The organism is uncultured Muribaculum sp. (assembly GCF_910583865.1).
Taxonomy (GTDB): Bacteria; Bacteroidota; Bacteroidia; order Bacteroidales; family Muribaculaceae; genus Muribaculum.
Map to the genome: position 1 here is coordinate 63,547 of NZ_CAJTYX010000009.1, position 15,533 is coordinate 79,079.

At 60.0% G+C, this 15,533-nt stretch carries 14 protein-coding genes; 4 read left to right on the forward strand and 10 right to left on the reverse strand.

Features of this window, described 5'->3' with window-relative positions:
• Positions 1-16: 16 nt before the first annotated feature.
• From argH to pyrE, 3 genes are read right to left on the reverse strand one after another with little or no spacing between them, the layout of a single operon-like run.
• Positions 17-1,363 (reverse strand): argininosuccinate lyase, encoded by a 1,347-nt coding sequence (gene argH, locus QZ303_RS03495; RefSeq protein ID WP_295729154.1) that lies wholly within the window; start codon positions 1,361-1,363, stop codon positions 17-19.
• A gap of 35 nt (positions 1,364-1,398) precedes the next feature.
• Positions 1,399-1,833, reverse strand: a complete 435-nt coding sequence (locus tag QZ303_RS03500; protein ID WP_295729157.1) for a hypothetical protein — start codon at positions 1,831-1,833, stop codon at positions 1,399-1,401.
• Between the two features lie 35 nt (positions 1,834-1,868).
• Positions 1,869-2,519: an orotate phosphoribosyltransferase gene (gene pyrE / locus QZ303_RS03505; RefSeq protein ID WP_295729160.1), complete on the reverse strand. Its 651-nt coding sequence runs from the start codon at positions 2,517-2,519 to the stop codon at positions 1,869-1,871.
• Between the two features lie 206 nt (positions 2,520-2,725).
• Here pyrE and ilvA point away from each other — a divergent pair, with 206 nt between their 5' ends.
• Both ilvA and QZ303_RS03515 read left to right on the forward strand, forming a co-directional pair.
• A complete protein-coding gene (gene ilvA, locus QZ303_RS03510) occupies positions 2,726-3,931 on the forward strand; it encodes a threonine ammonia-lyase (protein ID WP_295729163.1) in 1,206 nt (401 codons plus the stop codon).
• A gap of 5 nt (positions 3,932-3,936) precedes the next feature.
• On the forward strand, positions 3,937-4,836 hold the full coding sequence (locus tag QZ303_RS03515; protein ID WP_295729166.1) for a DUF5106 domain-containing protein: 900 nt from the start codon (positions 3,937-3,939) through the stop codon (positions 4,834-4,836).
• Between the two features lie 48 nt (positions 4,837-4,884).
• Here the strand turns inward: QZ303_RS03515 and trpA are convergent, their stop codons facing one another.
• The 7 genes from trpA to trpB are packed head-to-tail and all read right to left on the reverse strand — an operon-like array spanning position 4,885 to position 11,345.
• Complete coding sequence (gene trpA, locus QZ303_RS03520) at positions 4,885-5,664, reverse strand: tryptophan synthase subunit alpha (RefSeq protein ID WP_295729170.1); 780 nt, start codon at positions 5,662-5,664, stop codon at positions 4,885-4,887.
• Complete coding sequence (locus tag QZ303_RS03525; protein WP_295729173.1) at positions 5,630-6,325, reverse strand: phosphoribosylanthranilate isomerase; 696 nt, start codon at positions 6,323-6,325, stop codon at positions 5,630-5,632. The genes trpA and QZ303_RS03525 overlap by 35 nt, the downstream gene beginning before the upstream one ends.
• Entirely contained in the window at positions 6,322-7,131 is an 810-nt protein-coding gene (locus tag QZ303_RS03530) for an indole-3-glycerol-phosphate synthase (RefSeq protein WP_295729175.1), read from the reverse strand. The genes QZ303_RS03525 and QZ303_RS03530 overlap by 4 nt, the downstream gene beginning before the upstream one ends.
• Positions 7,128-8,126 (reverse strand): anthranilate phosphoribosyltransferase, encoded by a 999-nt coding sequence (trpD, locus tag QZ303_RS03535; protein ID WP_295729178.1) that lies wholly within the window; start codon positions 8,124-8,126, stop codon positions 7,128-7,130. The genes QZ303_RS03530 and trpD overlap by 4 nt, the downstream gene beginning before the upstream one ends.
• A gap of 12 nt (positions 8,127-8,138) precedes the next feature.
• Positions 8,139-8,702: an aminodeoxychorismate/anthranilate synthase component II gene (locus QZ303_RS03540; protein ID WP_295729181.1), complete on the reverse strand. Its 564-nt coding sequence runs from the start codon at positions 8,700-8,702 to the stop codon at positions 8,139-8,141.
• Positions 8,703-8,722: 20 nt separating this feature from the next.
• A complete protein-coding gene (locus QZ303_RS03545) occupies positions 8,723-10,117 on the reverse strand; it encodes an anthranilate synthase component I family protein (RefSeq protein WP_295729184.1) in 1,395 nt (464 codons plus the stop codon).
• 28 nt (positions 10,118-10,145) lie between these two features.
• Positions 10,146-11,345 carry a tryptophan synthase subunit beta gene (gene trpB / locus QZ303_RS03550; RefSeq protein WP_295729186.1) on the reverse strand — a complete coding sequence of 400 codons (1,200 nt, stop codon included), beginning with the start codon at positions 11,343-11,345 and terminating at the stop codon, positions 10,146-10,148.
• Between the two features lie 746 nt (positions 11,346-12,091).
• Here trpB and QZ303_RS03555 point away from each other — a divergent pair.
• Both QZ303_RS03555 and QZ303_RS03560 read left to right on the forward strand, forming a co-directional pair.
• On the forward strand, positions 12,092-12,661 hold the full coding sequence (locus QZ303_RS03555; protein ID WP_295729188.1) for a four helix bundle suffix domain-containing protein: 570 nt from the start codon (positions 12,092-12,094) through the stop codon (positions 12,659-12,661).
• Between the two features lie 158 nt (positions 12,662-12,819).
• Complete coding sequence (locus QZ303_RS03560) at positions 12,820-15,393, forward strand: glycoside hydrolase family 95 protein (RefSeq protein ID WP_295729190.1); 2,574 nt, start codon at positions 12,820-12,822, stop codon at positions 15,391-15,393.
• Positions 15,394-15,533 lie beyond the last annotated feature (140 nt).

Genomic DNA, 15,533 nt, shown 5'->3' on the forward strand with positions numbered 1-15,533 from the left:
CGGCTCAGGCGGCGTGTTAATCGTTGCGTCCGAGCAGGGCGGCGAAAGCATTGTGGCATGCGTCGAACCCGAAAGCGTCGAGGGTCTTGTCGAACATAGCGCGCAGGCGGTCGTTGCACAGATTGCCTATCGAGCCTTCATGGGTGTGGTGCACGCTCTTGCACGGGACGAAGTTGCCGTTCTCGATGTCGAGGCCCACCTTCTTGTAGGCGTCGCGGAACGGCATCCCCCCGGCTACGAGGCGGTTTACCTCCTCGACCGAGAACATCAGGTCGTAGCGCGGGTCGTCGAGTATGTCGCGGTTCACCTTTATCTCCGCCACCATCCGGTCGACCATCGTCAGGATGTCGATGAGCGAGTCGAAGGCCGGGAGGAAATTCTCCTTCACGAGTTGTAGGTCTCGGAAGTAGCCCGACGGTAGGTTGTTGGTGATGAGGGTGATCTCGTATGGAAGCGCCTGGATTTTGTTGCACTTGGCGCGCGTAAGCTCGAATACGTCCGGATTCTTCTTGTGGGGCATTATCGACGAACCGGTGGTATATTGGTCCGGGAGCTTGATGAATCCGAAGTTCTGCGAGTTGAACAGGCATGCGTCATAGGCGAGCTTCCCCACCGTGGCGGCTATCGAGCCGAGGGCCTGCGCCACGATGCGTTCCGTCTTGCCGCGCCCCATCTGGGCATAGACGGCGTTGTAGTTCATCGACCCGAAGCCGAGCAGGCGCGTGGTCATCGAGCGGTCGAGCGGGAACGACGAGCCATATCCCGCCGCCGATCCGAGGGGATTGCGGTCGGCCACCCGGTATGCCGCCTGGAGCACGGTGAGGTCGTCGACAAGCGATTCGGCATATGCGCCGAACCATAGTCCGAACGACGATGGCATAGCCACCTGCAGGTGGGTGTAGCCCGGCATCAGCACCTCCTTGTAGCGCTCGCTCTGGTCGAGCAGGGTGGCGAACAGCGACGCCACGGCGCGGGTAACGTCCTCGATGCGCTGGCGCATGAAGAGCTTGAGGTCGACGAGCACCTGGTCGTTGCGCGAGCGCCCGGAGTGGATTTTTTTCCCGGTGTCGCCAAGGCGGCGTGTGAGCATCAGTTCCACCTGCGAGTGCACGTCCTCCACGTCAGGCTCGATCACGAATTCACCGCGCTCGATCACTGAATATATGTCGCGCAGCTCGTCGGTGAGGGCCTTCAGCTCGTCGGCGGTAAGCAGTCCTACCGATTCAAGCATGGTGATGTGGGCCAGCGAGCCGAGCACGTCGAAGCGGGCAAGGTACATGTCCATCTCGCGGTCGCGACCCACGGTGTAGACCTCTACATCGGTGTTTACCGTGATGTTTTTCTCCCAGAGTTTTGATGCCATAGACAGAACAGGTGGATAAGGTATGGATGTATATATCAGATTTTGACGATATTGGCGATCATCTCGCCGAACTTGTCAGCCGACTGGCGCAGCATAGGCTCGATCTTAGGCCCGATCATGGGCTTGAGCATCGCGGGTATGTCCACGTCGATGGCCGTCTGCACCTCGGTAAGCTCGGGGGCCTTTGCGTCGAGGTTGATGGCCATGAACATGGGCACGGGTGCGTTCTCTGCCTTCAGGGCGATGCGCTTGTCGGGTACACGTTCGCTGACGCGCAGGGTGATCTGGCCGAGCATGTTGTGGGGTATCACTATGGTGTCGGCTGTGAACTTCACGTCGCCGAGTTGCGAGCGCACCTCTTCCGGCAGCTTGGCCACGAGGTCCTCGAACTTGGAGAAGTCACTTATACGGGCATAGATTGCCGAAGCGGCCATATCGACCTCTTTCGGCTGGCTTGTATATGATGTCATTGCAATGTTGCTTCGATATCGAAAGGGTAGTCCGCTTACTCGGCGGCGGGGGTGTGGGGATTCCATGCGGCGGGATCCTTGCGCCACTCCTTGAGGGTTTCGAGGTGTTCCGGGCGGATGTAGTCGGTCTCTACGGCGGCTTCGAGCATGGCGTTGTAGTTGCTCAGGGTTATGAGTTTTACGCCGGCTTCGTTGAAGCGCTTTACCGACACGGGGAAGCCGTAGGTGAACATGGCGGCCATGCCTACAACCTCGCACCCGGCGTTGCGGATGGCTTCTACGGCCTTGAGCGAGCTGCCGCCGGTAGATATGAGGTCCTCGATCACCACCACTTTCTGTCCGGGCTTCAGGTTGCCCTCGATCAGGTTCTCAAGGCCGTGGTCCTTGGGTGAGGAGCGCACGTACACGTATGGCAGGCCGAGCTCGTCGGCGATAAGGGCGCCCATGGCGATGGCTCCGGTGGCCACTCCGGCGATAGCGTCGGGGCGGGGAAAGTTCTCCTGGATGATCCGGCAGAGTTCCACCTTCAAGAAAGTTCGTAGCTCCGGATAGGAGAGCGTCTTGCGGTTGTCGGTGTATATCGGCGAACTCCATCCCGAAGCCCATGTGAAAGGCATGTCTGGCTGAAGTTTTATCGCGCTGATCTTTAACAACTTTTGTGCGACGAGACTTTCTAACTTTTTCATCTTCTTCTTGATTATATGATTTGCAGCCGCAAAGTTAGTGGATTGCGGGCCAATATTCAAGAAAATCCGGTTAAAACTCTGTGGCAATTCCTCCACAGAAAGCCAAAATTTGCTACATTTGCATCGCGTTACCTCACGGGCGTGGCTTGCCGGGATGCCGATGCATCGGCGCCACGACTCCCCGGGTGACATAAAACACTCTTACTATGTCGACAGTACTTCAATTGACCGATGTATATCGCGCGGCCCACGTGCTCAAAAGCGTGGTGCGCCGCACCGAGCTGATCCATGCTCCGAAAATCAATCCCGAATGCACCATCTACCTCAAGCCGGAATGCCTCCAGCACACCGGCTCGTTCAAGTTGCGCGGTGCCTACTACAAGATATCGCAGCTCTCCGAGGAGGAGAAATCCCATGGCGTGATAGCCTGTTCGGCAGGCAACCATGCCCAGGGCGTGGCTCTCGGGGCGAGGGCCAACGGCATAAAGTCGATCATATGCCTTCCGGAGGGTGCGCCGATCTCCAAGGTCGAGGCCACCAAGAAATACGGCGCTGAGGTGCGCCTCGTGCCGGGAGTCTACGACGATGCCTACGCCGAGGCCCTGCGCCTGCGCGACGAGCACGGCTACACGTTCGTCCACCCATTCGACGATCCTCTCGTGATAGCCGGACAGGGCACGATAGGCCTTGAGATCATCGACGACCTGCCCGACGTGGAGGCCGTGATAGTGCCTGTGGGCGGTGGCGGACTGATTTCCGGCGTGGCGTTCGCCATAAAATCCATCAATCCCAAGGTGAAGATCTACGGCGTGCAGGCCACCGGCGCGCCGAGCATGGTGAAGTCCATGGCCGGGGGCGAGCGCATCACCCTGCCGTCGGTGTCGACCGTGGCCGACGGTATCGCGGTGAAAGAGCCGGGCGAGCACACCTTCGAGCTGTGCCGCGAGTATGTGGACGATATTGTCACCGTCACCGACGACGAGATTGCCGCCGCCATCCTCGCCATGATGGAGCAGGAGAAGCTCGTGGCCGAGGGTGCGGGAGCCGTGGCCGTCGCCGCCGCCATGTTCGACAAGGTGCCCGTCAAGGGGAAGAAGGTGGTGTGCCTGGTCTCTGGCGGCAACATCGACGTCAACATGCTTAGCCGCGTGATCAACCGAGGCCTCATCAAGAGCGGACGCCAGTATGCCGTGACAATCGATCTCAGCGACAACCCCGGCGTGCTCGCCCATGTGAGCAAGGTGGTTGGCGAGCTTGGCGGCAACATCATCTCCGTGACCCACGAGCGCATATCCACCGACACCCCCATCGCCAGCTGCACGCTGCGCCTCGTGATGGAGACGCGAAATCGCGAGCATATCGAGATAATCCGCCGTGGGCTTGCCGAAGCCGGCTATAATGTGGTGAAATAGAAACCATGAGACGACACATATTCATCGTCGCGTGCATCGCCGCCGCGATGGCGATTGTCTACGCGTTCGCCAAAGCCGGCGATGCCCCCCACGCCGCCATATCGTCGCGCGAGCTTCCGCAGCCCAATGTGCCGGAACTATTGCCGGGCAGTGCCGACAGCACCGACTACGTGCTCGTGCGCTTCTGGGACGCTCTCGACTTCGCCGACCCCGCATCGGGAAGCCGCGACACCGCTTTCATCGAGCGGGGGTTCCTCCGCTTCGCCGGGATGCTTCGGCAGGCATCCTCCGACAGCGTGCGCGCAGCCGCCGTCGACACGTTGCTTCGCCGGGCATCCGCCGACTCCCTTGCCCTCGACCTTCTTTCTTGGGTGGCCGAGGCAAATCTGAATGCCACCGACTCTCCCTCCTACAGCGAAGGCGCATATATAATGTTCCTGAAATGGCTCGCGCAGTCATCCTCGATTGATCCGGCCATGCGCGAGCGCTATGCCGCGCAGCTCTCCGACATGGACCGCAACCGTCCGGGCGACATTGCCGCCGATTTCTCATATACGTCGCTCAACGGCACGTCGTCGACGCTGCTCTCGCTTGTCGCCGCACACGACAGCACGCTCGTAGTGCTTTACGACCCCGATTGCGGCGACTGCCACGTGCTCATCGACTTGTTGGGTGCTGACACCCTGCTACGTGACGCCGTCGATTCCGGCACGATGGCCGTCATGGCGCTCTACCCCTACGACGACACTGAGCTGTGGCGACGCACCGCCGGTGACATACCCTCATGGTGGATAACCGCACGCACCGACAGCCCGATAGAGGATGAAGGCACATACTATCTGCCGCGCACCCCGCGCACCTATCTCCTCGACCGCTCCGGCCGCATACTCCGCGTCCGCGAATGACCCTCGCCCGTGCGATTTTTCAATATACGATATTGTCTCCATGCGCTGCTATAAGCCGAGGGTGGCGAGAAGGCGGCTGACGGCGGCACGGGGTGAGTCCTCGGCAGCCAGGCACTTTATGAACAGCGATCCCACTATCGCCCCCGACGCATGCCCGCAGGCCATGCGCAGGGTGGCGGGGTTGCTGACGCCGAACCCGATCATGCGCGGGTGCGCAAGCCCCATCCCCGCTATGTCGCGGAAATAGCGCTCCTGCTCCGGCGAGAAGCTGTCGCGCGTGCCGGTGGTCGATGCGCTAGACACCATGTAGATGAATCCGTCGCATGAGCTGTCGATCTGCCGTATGCGCTTCTCCTCCGTCTCCGGGGTGATGAGCATTATCATGGGCAGGTCATGTTCCACGCAAAGCGGTCGGAACTCCGACATGTACTCGTCAAACGGAAGGTCGGGCACGATGAGCGCGTCGATTCCGGCCTCCTTGCAGTCGGCAAACAGCCGCTCGATGCCGTATCGCATCATAGGGTTGAGATAACCCATCAGCACCAAGGGCATGTCGTCGCGCAGCGACGGACGCACATCCTTCACCTGCCGGAGAAGGGTGGCGAGCGTCATACCCTCGCGCAACGCCACGGAGGAACTTTCTTGTATGACAGGACCGTCGGCCATCGGGTCGGAGAAGGGTACGCCGACCTCTACCATGTCGATACCTGCGTCGCTGAGGGCGCGTAGCACCTCGCCGGTGGAGTCGAGGTGTGGAAATCCTGCGGTGGCGAATACAGAGAGGAGGTTTTTCTTATTTTTCCCAAAAAGGCGTGTAATTCGGTTCATATTCGTTTAGTGATCGTAGTGAAAGTATGAATTTTATAAGTGTGCGGAGGTTCTTCACCCCGGGCGCAACCTCGAAGCGCGAGTTTATGTCGATTCCGGCCATGCCGGGGCGCATCGCGGCCACTATCGCGTCGACATCGTCAGGTCCGATGCCTCCCCCGAGCAGGTAAGGGATGTCGAGCGCGTACCCGTCGAGGAGCGAGTGGTCGAACTTGCGCCCCGTGCCCCCTCTGGCTTCGCTCTTTGTGTCGAACACGAACATGTCGACGCTTCCGGCATATCCTTCCAGTCTCTTCATGTACGTTTCGTCGGCTATCCCCACGGCCTTGAACACTGTCATCCCGGCCTCTCTCAGCCTGCGGCACGTCTCCGGCGATTCGTCGCCGTGTAGCTGCGCTATGCGGATTCCGTAGCGGTCGCACACCGACAGCACCTCATCGACAGTGGCGTCGACGAAAACACCTACGGGGCGCACATGCTCCGGGAGCGAGCGTACCACATCGGGGTCGAGACCGCCCGCGTAGCGCGGAGAGCCGGGGTAGAAGATGAATCCCATCATCATCGGTGTCAGTGCCGCCACGTTGCGTATGTTGTCTGGCTCTTTCATGCCGCACACCTTTATCATCATCTCGGCGTGCAGCGGCAGCTTGTCATTTCTCATGATTCCATTTTTTTATCATTGTTCAGGAATGCGCGGAGGGCTTCGGCGGGGTCATCCTCGTGCATGAACCGCTCGCCGATAAGGAATCCCCGGTAGCCGCATCCGCGCAGGCGCTCCACGTCGGCCATGCTCGTTATGCCGCTTTCGGCTATCACGACAGCATCCCCCGCGCGGCGCGCCACCTCCTCGCCGAGGTGCATGGCGCGCTCCACGTCGGTCGACATGTCGGCGAGGTCGCGGCTGTTGACGCCTACCATGTCGGCGCCGCATCCGGCGGTCTTGTCAAGTTCGGAGAGCGTGTGCACCTCGACCAGCGTCTCCAGTCCGAGCGAGCTGGCGCACGAGCATAGCGAGGCAAGTTCGGCGCCGTCGAGCACCGAAGCGATGAGCAGAACCGCCGACGCGCCGAGCACCCTGGCCTCGGCAAGCTGTTCCGGCACCACCACGAACTCCTTGCGCAGCAGCGGCAGCGAGCACTCACGGGCCGCCACGCGAGCACGGACAAGGTCGGCGCACGAGCCTCCGAAGAAGGCCGTGTCGGTGAGCACGCTGCATGCGGCGGCTCCAGCACCGGCATATCCACCTACGGTCTGTTCCACGTCGGCGTTGCCGTTGATCAGCCCTTTGGAAGGGCTGCGGCGCTTGAACTCCGCTATGATACCCTTGGCGCTCTTTCTCAGCGCGGCGGCCATGGAGGGAACGTCTTGCGGGGCATCCATGGCGTCGAGGGCACGGTAGTAGCCGCACTCCCTTAGCGCGTCGGTCTCGCGGCGCTTTGCCGCGACTATCTTGTCGAGTATGGTCATTGTCTGTTGATTTCAAGGAATTTATCGAAACATTTGCGTGTGCGTCCCGACTCCACCGACTCGTGCGCCAGGGCTATCGCCTCGGTCAGGGATGTTTGCGGCTCAAGGGTGTGGATGGCAAAGGCGGCGTTGGCTATGACGCAGTCGGTCTGCGCCCGGGTGCCTCTTCCGTCGAGCACGTCGTCGAATATCTTTGCCGCGCGCTCCACGGTGTCGCCTCCCCACAGCTCGCTCTGAGCCGCCGTGCCGAATCCAAGTTCCGCCGGTGTGTAGACACGCTCGCCCTGCGCCGAGGCCACCTTGAATGGCGACGTGAGCGAAATCTCGTCGTAGCCGTCGAGCGAATGCACCACCGTGCACTCGATCCCCTCCCGCTGTGCGATGTAATGGTAGAGGCGCATCATCTTCAGGGAGTACACCCCAAGGAGCTGGTGGCGCGGGCGCGTGGGGTTGACCAGCGGGCCGAGCATGTTGAAGAACGTGCGTATGCCGAGTTGGCGGCGTGCGACGGCCACGCTCTTGAGGGCCGGGCTGAAGAGCGGCGCATGGAGGTAGCACACGCCTGACTCGTCGAGCGAGCGTCGCAGCACCGACGTGTCGGCGGTGAACTTCACGCCGTGGTGCTCCAGCACGCTCGACGCGCCGCTCACGGAGCTTGCGCCGTAGTTGCCGTGCTTTATCACCTTGCGTCCCGTGCCGGCCACCACGAAGCATGTGGCCGTGGAGATGTTGAACGTGTTCTTGCCGTCGCCGCCGGTGCCTACGATGTCGATTGCGTCCACGCCTTCGAAGTCTACCGGCAGGCGGCGCTCGACGATGGCGTCGCGAAATCCGATAAGCTCGTCGAGGGTGATGCTGCGCATCATGTAGACGGTCATGAATGCCGACAGCTGGCAGTCGTTGCACTTGCCGTCGGCTATGTCGAGGAGCGCGCGGCGGGCCTCCTCGCGGGAGAGCGGTGCGTGCTCTATGAGTTTGCTGAGTATTTCTTTCATTGTATGGTCGGATCAGCGGTTGATGAAATTAGCGATGATAGTGCACCCTCCGGGTGTAAGCACCGACTCTGGGTGGAACTGCACGCCGTGGATGTCGAGCGTGCGGTGGCGCAGGGCCATGACTGTGCCGTCGGCTGTGCGTGCCGTCACTTCGAGCGACGGGGGGAGCGAAGCCTCGTCGACGGCCCAGGAGTGGTAGCGTCCGGCGCGGAAGCGTTCGGGCAGCCCGTGGAATATGTAGTCGTCGGCTACGACCTCCACCTCGGAGCTTATCCCGTGGCACACCTGCGGCATGTTGAAGATGCGTGCCCCGAAATGCTCGGCTATGGCTTGATGGCCGAGGCATACGCCGAGCATGGGTTTTTCGCCGGCGCATGCGTCGATCAGCCGCGGGAGGATTCCCGCCTCGGAGGGTATGCCCGGCCCGGGGGATATGATTATCTTGTCGTAGCGTGTGGCCTCGTCTATGGTGATTTCGTCGTTGCGCCTGACCTCCGGTTCGATGCCGAGCGAGCGCACGGCGTGCACGATGTTGTATGTGAACGAGTCGTAGTTGTCGAGAATAAGAAGTTTCATGTGCGTGTATGTGTTTGGGGTCAGACGTTGAATGATTCCGCGTAGTCGACGGCTGCGGCGAGGGCGCCGAGTTTGTTGACTGTCTCCTGGAGTTCGCTGCGCGGCACCGAACGTGCCACTATCCCTGCACCGGCCTGCGAGTAGAGCGTGCCGTCGAGGCTCAGGAAGCTGCGAATGATGATGGCCTGGTTGAGCGACCCGTCGAATCCGATCTGTCCGATGCAGCCGCCGTAGACCACTCGCGAGTGAGGCTCAAGCTCGTCGATGATCTCCATGGCCCTCACCTTGGGCGCGCCGCTGAGGGTGCCGGCGGGGAAGGTGTCGGCGAGCAGCGACAGTGTGTCGGTGTCGGGAGGAAGTGTGGCCTTGACGCGCGACACCATGTGGATCACGTGGGAGTAGTAGCTGATATGGCGCAGGAAGTCGATTTCGACCTTCCCTCCGCTGCGGCTCAGGTCGTTGCGGGCGAGGTCCACGAGCATTATGTGTTCGGCGTTCTCTTTCTCGTCCTCCAGGAGGGCGGCGGCAAGCTCGTGGTCGCGGGTGTCGTCGCCGGTGCGCCTGAACGTGCCTGCTATCGGGTCGATGTAAGCCACCCCTTTCTCCACTCGCAGGTGGGTCTCGGGCGAGGAGCCGAAGATGCGGAATCCCCCGAAGTCGAAGTAGAAAAGGTAAGGCGAGGGGTTGACGCATCGCAGGGCGCGGTACACGTTGAAGTCGTCGCCGATGTAGCGCTGCTCGAAGCGTCGCGACAGCACCACCTGGAACACGTCGCCGCGCCGTGCATGAGCTATTCCCTGCTCGACCATGCGGCAATAGTCGTCGTCGCCGGTGACGGGGTGAGGCTCACCTTCGGCATGGAAGGAGTATTGCGGCACGTTGTTGTTGTGGAGCATCGATATGATTGTGTCGATGCCCGATGGGGTGTCCGGGTCTGTCGTGTGCTCCACGATGGTGATGTTGTTGCGGTAATGGTCGAAGCATACCACGTAGCGGAAGAGTATGTAGCAGATGTCGGGGATCGCCGCGAAGCGCTCCTCGCGCTTCGATATGCCGACCTTCTCGAAGTATCTGACGGCGTCGTAGGCGGTGAAGCCGAGCATGCCGGGCGACGTACCGCCCTCCACGCTGATATTGCCGATGAAGTTCTTGAGCATCCCGACCACGCTTCGTCCGGCCACACCGTCGGTGCGCTCGACAGTGCCGTCGGGATAGCTGCATGTGACCCTTCCGTCGGCCACTCGGAACGAGCCTATAGGCTCTACTCCGACGTAGCTCCGGGCGTTGTGGCTCGTGTGGTAGTCGGAACTTTCGAGGATGGCCGACTCGGGGCAGAGGTCGCGCAGGCGCAGATAGACGGCCACCGGGGTCTGGAGGTCGGCGGGGATGGTGCGGGAGTTGATATATAGTTTCATTGTCAGTCGTTTATAGATGGTGGATATGTCAGTCGTTCAGATGCGACAGGTAGGTGTCCATGTCTTTGTCGCCACGGCCCGAGAGGTTGACCACGACGGTGCTCCCCGCGTCAAACGGGATGCGTTCCAGCACGGCAAGCGCGTGGGCCGACTCAAGGGCGGGGATGATACCCTCCGTGCGTGTAAGCAGCATGGCGGCGTCGAGCGCCTCGCGGTCGGTGACGGCCACCACCTCTTCGCGTCCGCATTCGGCGAGGTGGGCGTGGAGAGGGCCGATGCCGGGGTAGTCGAGTCCGGCGGAGATGGAGTAGGGTTCGATGATCTGTCCGTCGTCGGTCTGCATCACCATCGTGCGCGCGCCGTGGATTATCCCTTCCGAGCCGGTGCTTATCGTGGCCGCCGTCATGCCGGTGTCGCATCCCAGTCCTGCCGCCTCGGCGGCTATGAGCCGCACCTCGGGCCGGTCGATGAAATGGTAGAAAGCGCCTGCGGCGTTGCTCCCGCCACCCACGCATGCTATCACCGCGTCGGGCAGTTCGCTGCCGGTCTGCTCCAGCAGCTGGCGCTTCATCTCGCGGCTGATCACCGACTGGAAATGTGCCACGAGGCGCGGGTAGGGCGCCGGGCCTACGGTGGAGCCTATCACGTAGAAGCTGTCGGGATTGCAGCACCAGTAGCGTATGGCCTCGTTGGTGGCATCCTTGAGGGTCTTGTTGCCGGACTCGACCGGCACTACGCGCGCGCCGAGCATCTTCATGCGCTGCACGTTGGGCTGCTGGCGGGCAACGTCGACCGCGCCCATGAACACCGTGCAGTCCATGCCCATAAGGGCGCATACGGTGGCCGTGGCCACCCCGTGCTGCCCGGCGCCGGTCTCTGCTATGATATGGCGCTTGCCCATGCGCTGCGCCAGAAGCACAGACCCTATGGCGTTGTTGATCTTGTGGGCGCCGGTGTGGTTGAGGTCCTCGCGCTTGAGGTAGATGTCGGCGCCGTAGCGTTCGCTCAGGCGCTCGGCATGGTAGAGCGGGGAGGGACGCCCTACGTAGTCGCGCAGCAGGTGGTCGAGGCGTGCGTTGAACTCGTCGTCGTCGCGGTAGCGGTCGAATGCCTCTTCGAGCTGCTTCACGTTGCGGTGGAGGATTTCGGGGATGTATGCGCCTCCGAAACGTCCGTAGTAGCCTTTTTCATCCACGGAAAATCGGTTGTGGGATATGCTTGCTTTCATTATTATATATGTATTCTTATTTTGTCCTTGAGAATTTTAGTGATTTCAGAGAAGCTTGCGGTTTTGGCGGAGTCTCCGGTTTGCACGGAAGCCTGTCGATTTGGACTGGTTCTGTCGATTGGGTGAATCCTGTGGCTTGAGTGAATCCTGTGGCTTGAGTGCGGTCATTCTACCCGACGGTTTTGCTTGGATACGGCAAAATAAAAAGCCGTCGATGCGAGACTCGCTCAATCGACGGCAATCGGTTAATCTGTAATTACCTTATTGTGTGTTACCCCGTTGTATATTGGATTTCCGCATACAATCAGAGCCGCCATCGATTTTTTCCATCGAGGCGCCACCAATAATTGCTGTGTATGCAGAAACTTGTATTCATTATTTATGCAATTTGGCAATTGGTTTATGCAATTTGCCGATTGTTACACTGCAAATATCTGCATATTTTTTCTATTTTCCAAATTTTTTCTCCACAAATTGCATATTTTTCGATACTCAGTCCATTCAGACAGCCCCACCTCGTCGGACAGGTCCGACAATTCGGACCAGTCGGACAGGTCCGACCCGTCTGACTCGTCCGACTGAGCCGGGTTGCCTTGTCCGCGCAGGCCCGCGTCTGTAATTTTTTTTGCGGCTTTTTCCTTTGACTGTTGCGTTTATGGGAGAGATAATGTAAATTTGCGATACGACTGTTTTCAATTGAAAATGGCAGTGAACGGTAAAATCCTCTTATCCTCAAATATAAATCAATGAACGGCTTTCTTCCAAAGAGCGGCGGCTATCGACAGTTAAGGGCGTTCAGGCTCACGGAGATCATCCATGAGCTGACAGCCGTTTTCGTGAAGCGATTCATCAGACCGGGCAGCCGCACCGTCGATCAGATGGAGCAGGCTGCAAGAAGCGGCAAACAGAACATTGCCGAAGGGAGCAAGGCCTCTATGACTTCCAAAGGAACAGAAATCAAACTGACTAACGTTGCCAAGGCTTCACTTGAAGAGCTTCAGCTTGATTATGAGGATTATCTAAGGCATAACGGCCTCCGGTTATGGGACAAAGCGCACCCGCGCACATTGCGTCTGCGTGATTATCTCAGGAGTGATGTGTTCATGAACGACCCTGTGCGGTATGCCTCGACAATGAATGCGGAGGAATATTGCAACATGTGCATCACCTTGATCAACCAGACCACCTACATGTTGAGGCGGCTTATCGAACGGCAACAGGAACAATTTCTCAGGGATGGAGGCATAAAGGAGCGCATGTATCGCGCACGGGTAAGCTACCGCACCGGCCGCCCTTCCACCCCGCCGTCGGACTAGTCAGACCGGTCTGACGGTTATGGTTGGTTCGTATTTTGCAGCCTTATGGGCAATATCTGGAGGTGGTGGGACGTTGTATGGGTAGGAGATTAGTGTCGTCTACAGAAAAGCAGATTGCCTGATCGGAACGATTTAATTATAGCTTAAACAAAAATTACATGAGTAAAATGCTGATTACCGGTGTTGTCGGCCTTGCTGCGGTAGGCGCATGCGGGTCGGTCGAGGCTACATCGGTCACTACAGAGCAGGCACCTATGCGTGCCGTCTACGCCTCTCCCGCGAAGGTGTGGGAATCGGAGGCTCTTCCAATTGGCAACGGGCATATGGGCGCCATGATTTATGGCGAGCCGTTTGTGGAGGTGATCCAGACCAACGAACATACGCTATGGTCGGGAGGCCCGGGACAGGACAAGGATTACGATGGCGGACACCTGCGTACTCCCGCAGAAAACCATGCCATGCTCCAGGCTTTCCGCAAGGAACTGCAGCGGCGCATGAACGCTATGGACAATTCCCTCTATGAGCGCACCGGCAAGGTGGACGATGCCGTGGAGTATGACGAGAGCGGCCTCTACGACACTTATGTGGCCAACCTGCTCGGCACGAAGGACCATTTCGGGTCGTATCAGACAGTGAGTGACATACGCATCGCCGACCTCGCCGCTCCGGCGCAATACTCCGACTACGAGCGCTCGCTCGACATCGACAATGCGCTGCACGCGGTCAAATACAAGGCCGCGGGCGCTGAGTGCGAACGCGAATATTTCATGAGCTATCCCGACAACGTGATGATGGTGCGCATCGTTTCCGACAAGCCTATGACGCGCAGCGTGCGCATCGACACCCCTCATAAGGACTACACGCTCACCGCCGCAGACGGCCGCATCACCCTCTCCGGATGGCCCACGCCGAGCCGTGAGCGCACCAACCCCGACTGGAAGGATTGCCTGAAGTTCGCGCAGGTGCTCGACGTGCATTCTACCGACGGCGACGTGAAGGCTTCGGGCGACTCGCTCGTGATTTCCGGCGCGAAGGAGATCGTGCTCACCATGTCGGCGGCCACCAACTACCGCCTCTGCACCGACGAGACCTTCGATTTCTTCTCCGACGAGGATCCGGTGGCCAAGGCCTCGGCGCGTGTCGATGCCGCCCGCAGTAAGAGCTACAAGAAGCTGCGTGCTGCCCACGTGGCCGATTACCGGTCGCTATACGACCGCAACAAGCTGCTCCTTGGCGGGAGCACCGCCGTCCCCGGTGGATACACCGACAAGTGGCTCGCCGACATGATGGCCGGAACGGCTTCGGAGGAGGTACGCCGCTATGTGGAGACGCTTTACTACCAGTTCGGGCGCTATCTGATGATAGCTTCCTCGCGTCCGGGATCGCTCCCCGCCAATCTCCAGGGTGTGTGGGGCGAGAGCCTCAACAATCCGTGGAATGCCGACTACCATACCAATATCAACGTGCAGATGAACTATTGGCCCGTGCAGTCGACCAACCTCGCCGAATGCCACGTGCCTCTCATCGACTATATCCGCTCTATGGAGCCGCGCGGCCGCATCACGGCACGCCACTACCATTGCCGTCCCGACGGTGGCGACGTGCGCGGATGGGTGGCCAACCACGAGGCCAACATCTGGGGCAACACAGCTCCCGCCGCCTCGGGTTCATACAGCCTATATCCGGAGGGTGCCGTGTGGATGTGCCAGGACATATGGGAATACTACAACTTCACCCAGGACAAGGATTTCCTGCGCCGCAATTTCGACACGATGAAGGATGCCGTGCTCTTCTGGGTCGACGCTCTTTGGACCGACGAGCGCGACGGCACTCTCGTGGTCAACCCGTCATACTCTCCCGAGCACGGGGCATTCTCGCTGGGGTGCACATCCTCGCAGGGGCTCGTGTATGAGATGATGGATGCCGTCATCAAGGCCGCCGGAGTGCTCGGCAAGAGCGGCGACGCCGACATCATGGAGATCGCCGGGGCGAAGAGCCGCATGTCGATGCCCAAGATCGGCAAGGGTGGCCAGTTCATGGAGTGGAAGGACGAGGTGCGCAAGGACCTCACCGGCGACGGCCGTTGGAATGCTGAGACAGGGCGCTACGAGGGCACTCATCGCCACGTCAACCATCTGGTGTGGCTGCATCCGGGCTCGCAGGTGGTGCCCGGGCGCTCGGAGCGCGAGGACTCGCTCGTCGATGCCATGAAGGTGACACTTAACACCCGTGGCGACGAGGGCACGGGATGGAGCCGCGCATGGAAACTCAATTTCTGGGCGCGCCTGCGCGACGGCAACCATGCCCACCGCATGTTGTCGAGCTGCCTGTCGCTCACCAAGCCCGGTGGCGCTGGTGGTGTCTACGGCAACCTTTTCGACGCCCATCCGCCGTTCCAGATCGACGGTAACTTCGGCGCAACCTCCGGCGTGGCCGAGATGCTCCTCCAAAGCCAGGGAGGAAGCATCGACCTGCTCCCCGCTCTCCCCGACGACTGGTCCGACGGCAGCTTCAGCGGCATGCGTGCACGCGGCGGCTTCGAGGTCGATGCGTCATGGGCCGGTGGCAAGCTCTCCAAGGCGGTCATCACCTCGCTAAACGGCAATCCGTGCACGGTGAAGTTCCCCGGCGCCGGCAGCTGCCGCGTCAAAGGTGCCAAAGCCACGGTGCTCGGCCCTGACGCCATAGCCTTCACCGCCAAGGCCGGAGCCAAAGTCACCCTCTCGCACTGATTTTCTGAAATCCGGCTATTTGCCCTATTAGACCAATTGGACTAATTAGGCTAATAGGTCTAATAGGGCAAATTAGTCTAATATGGCAATTATTACTGTCCGCTAAACCATAAATCAGAGAGTCCAACATCTTGAAAGGC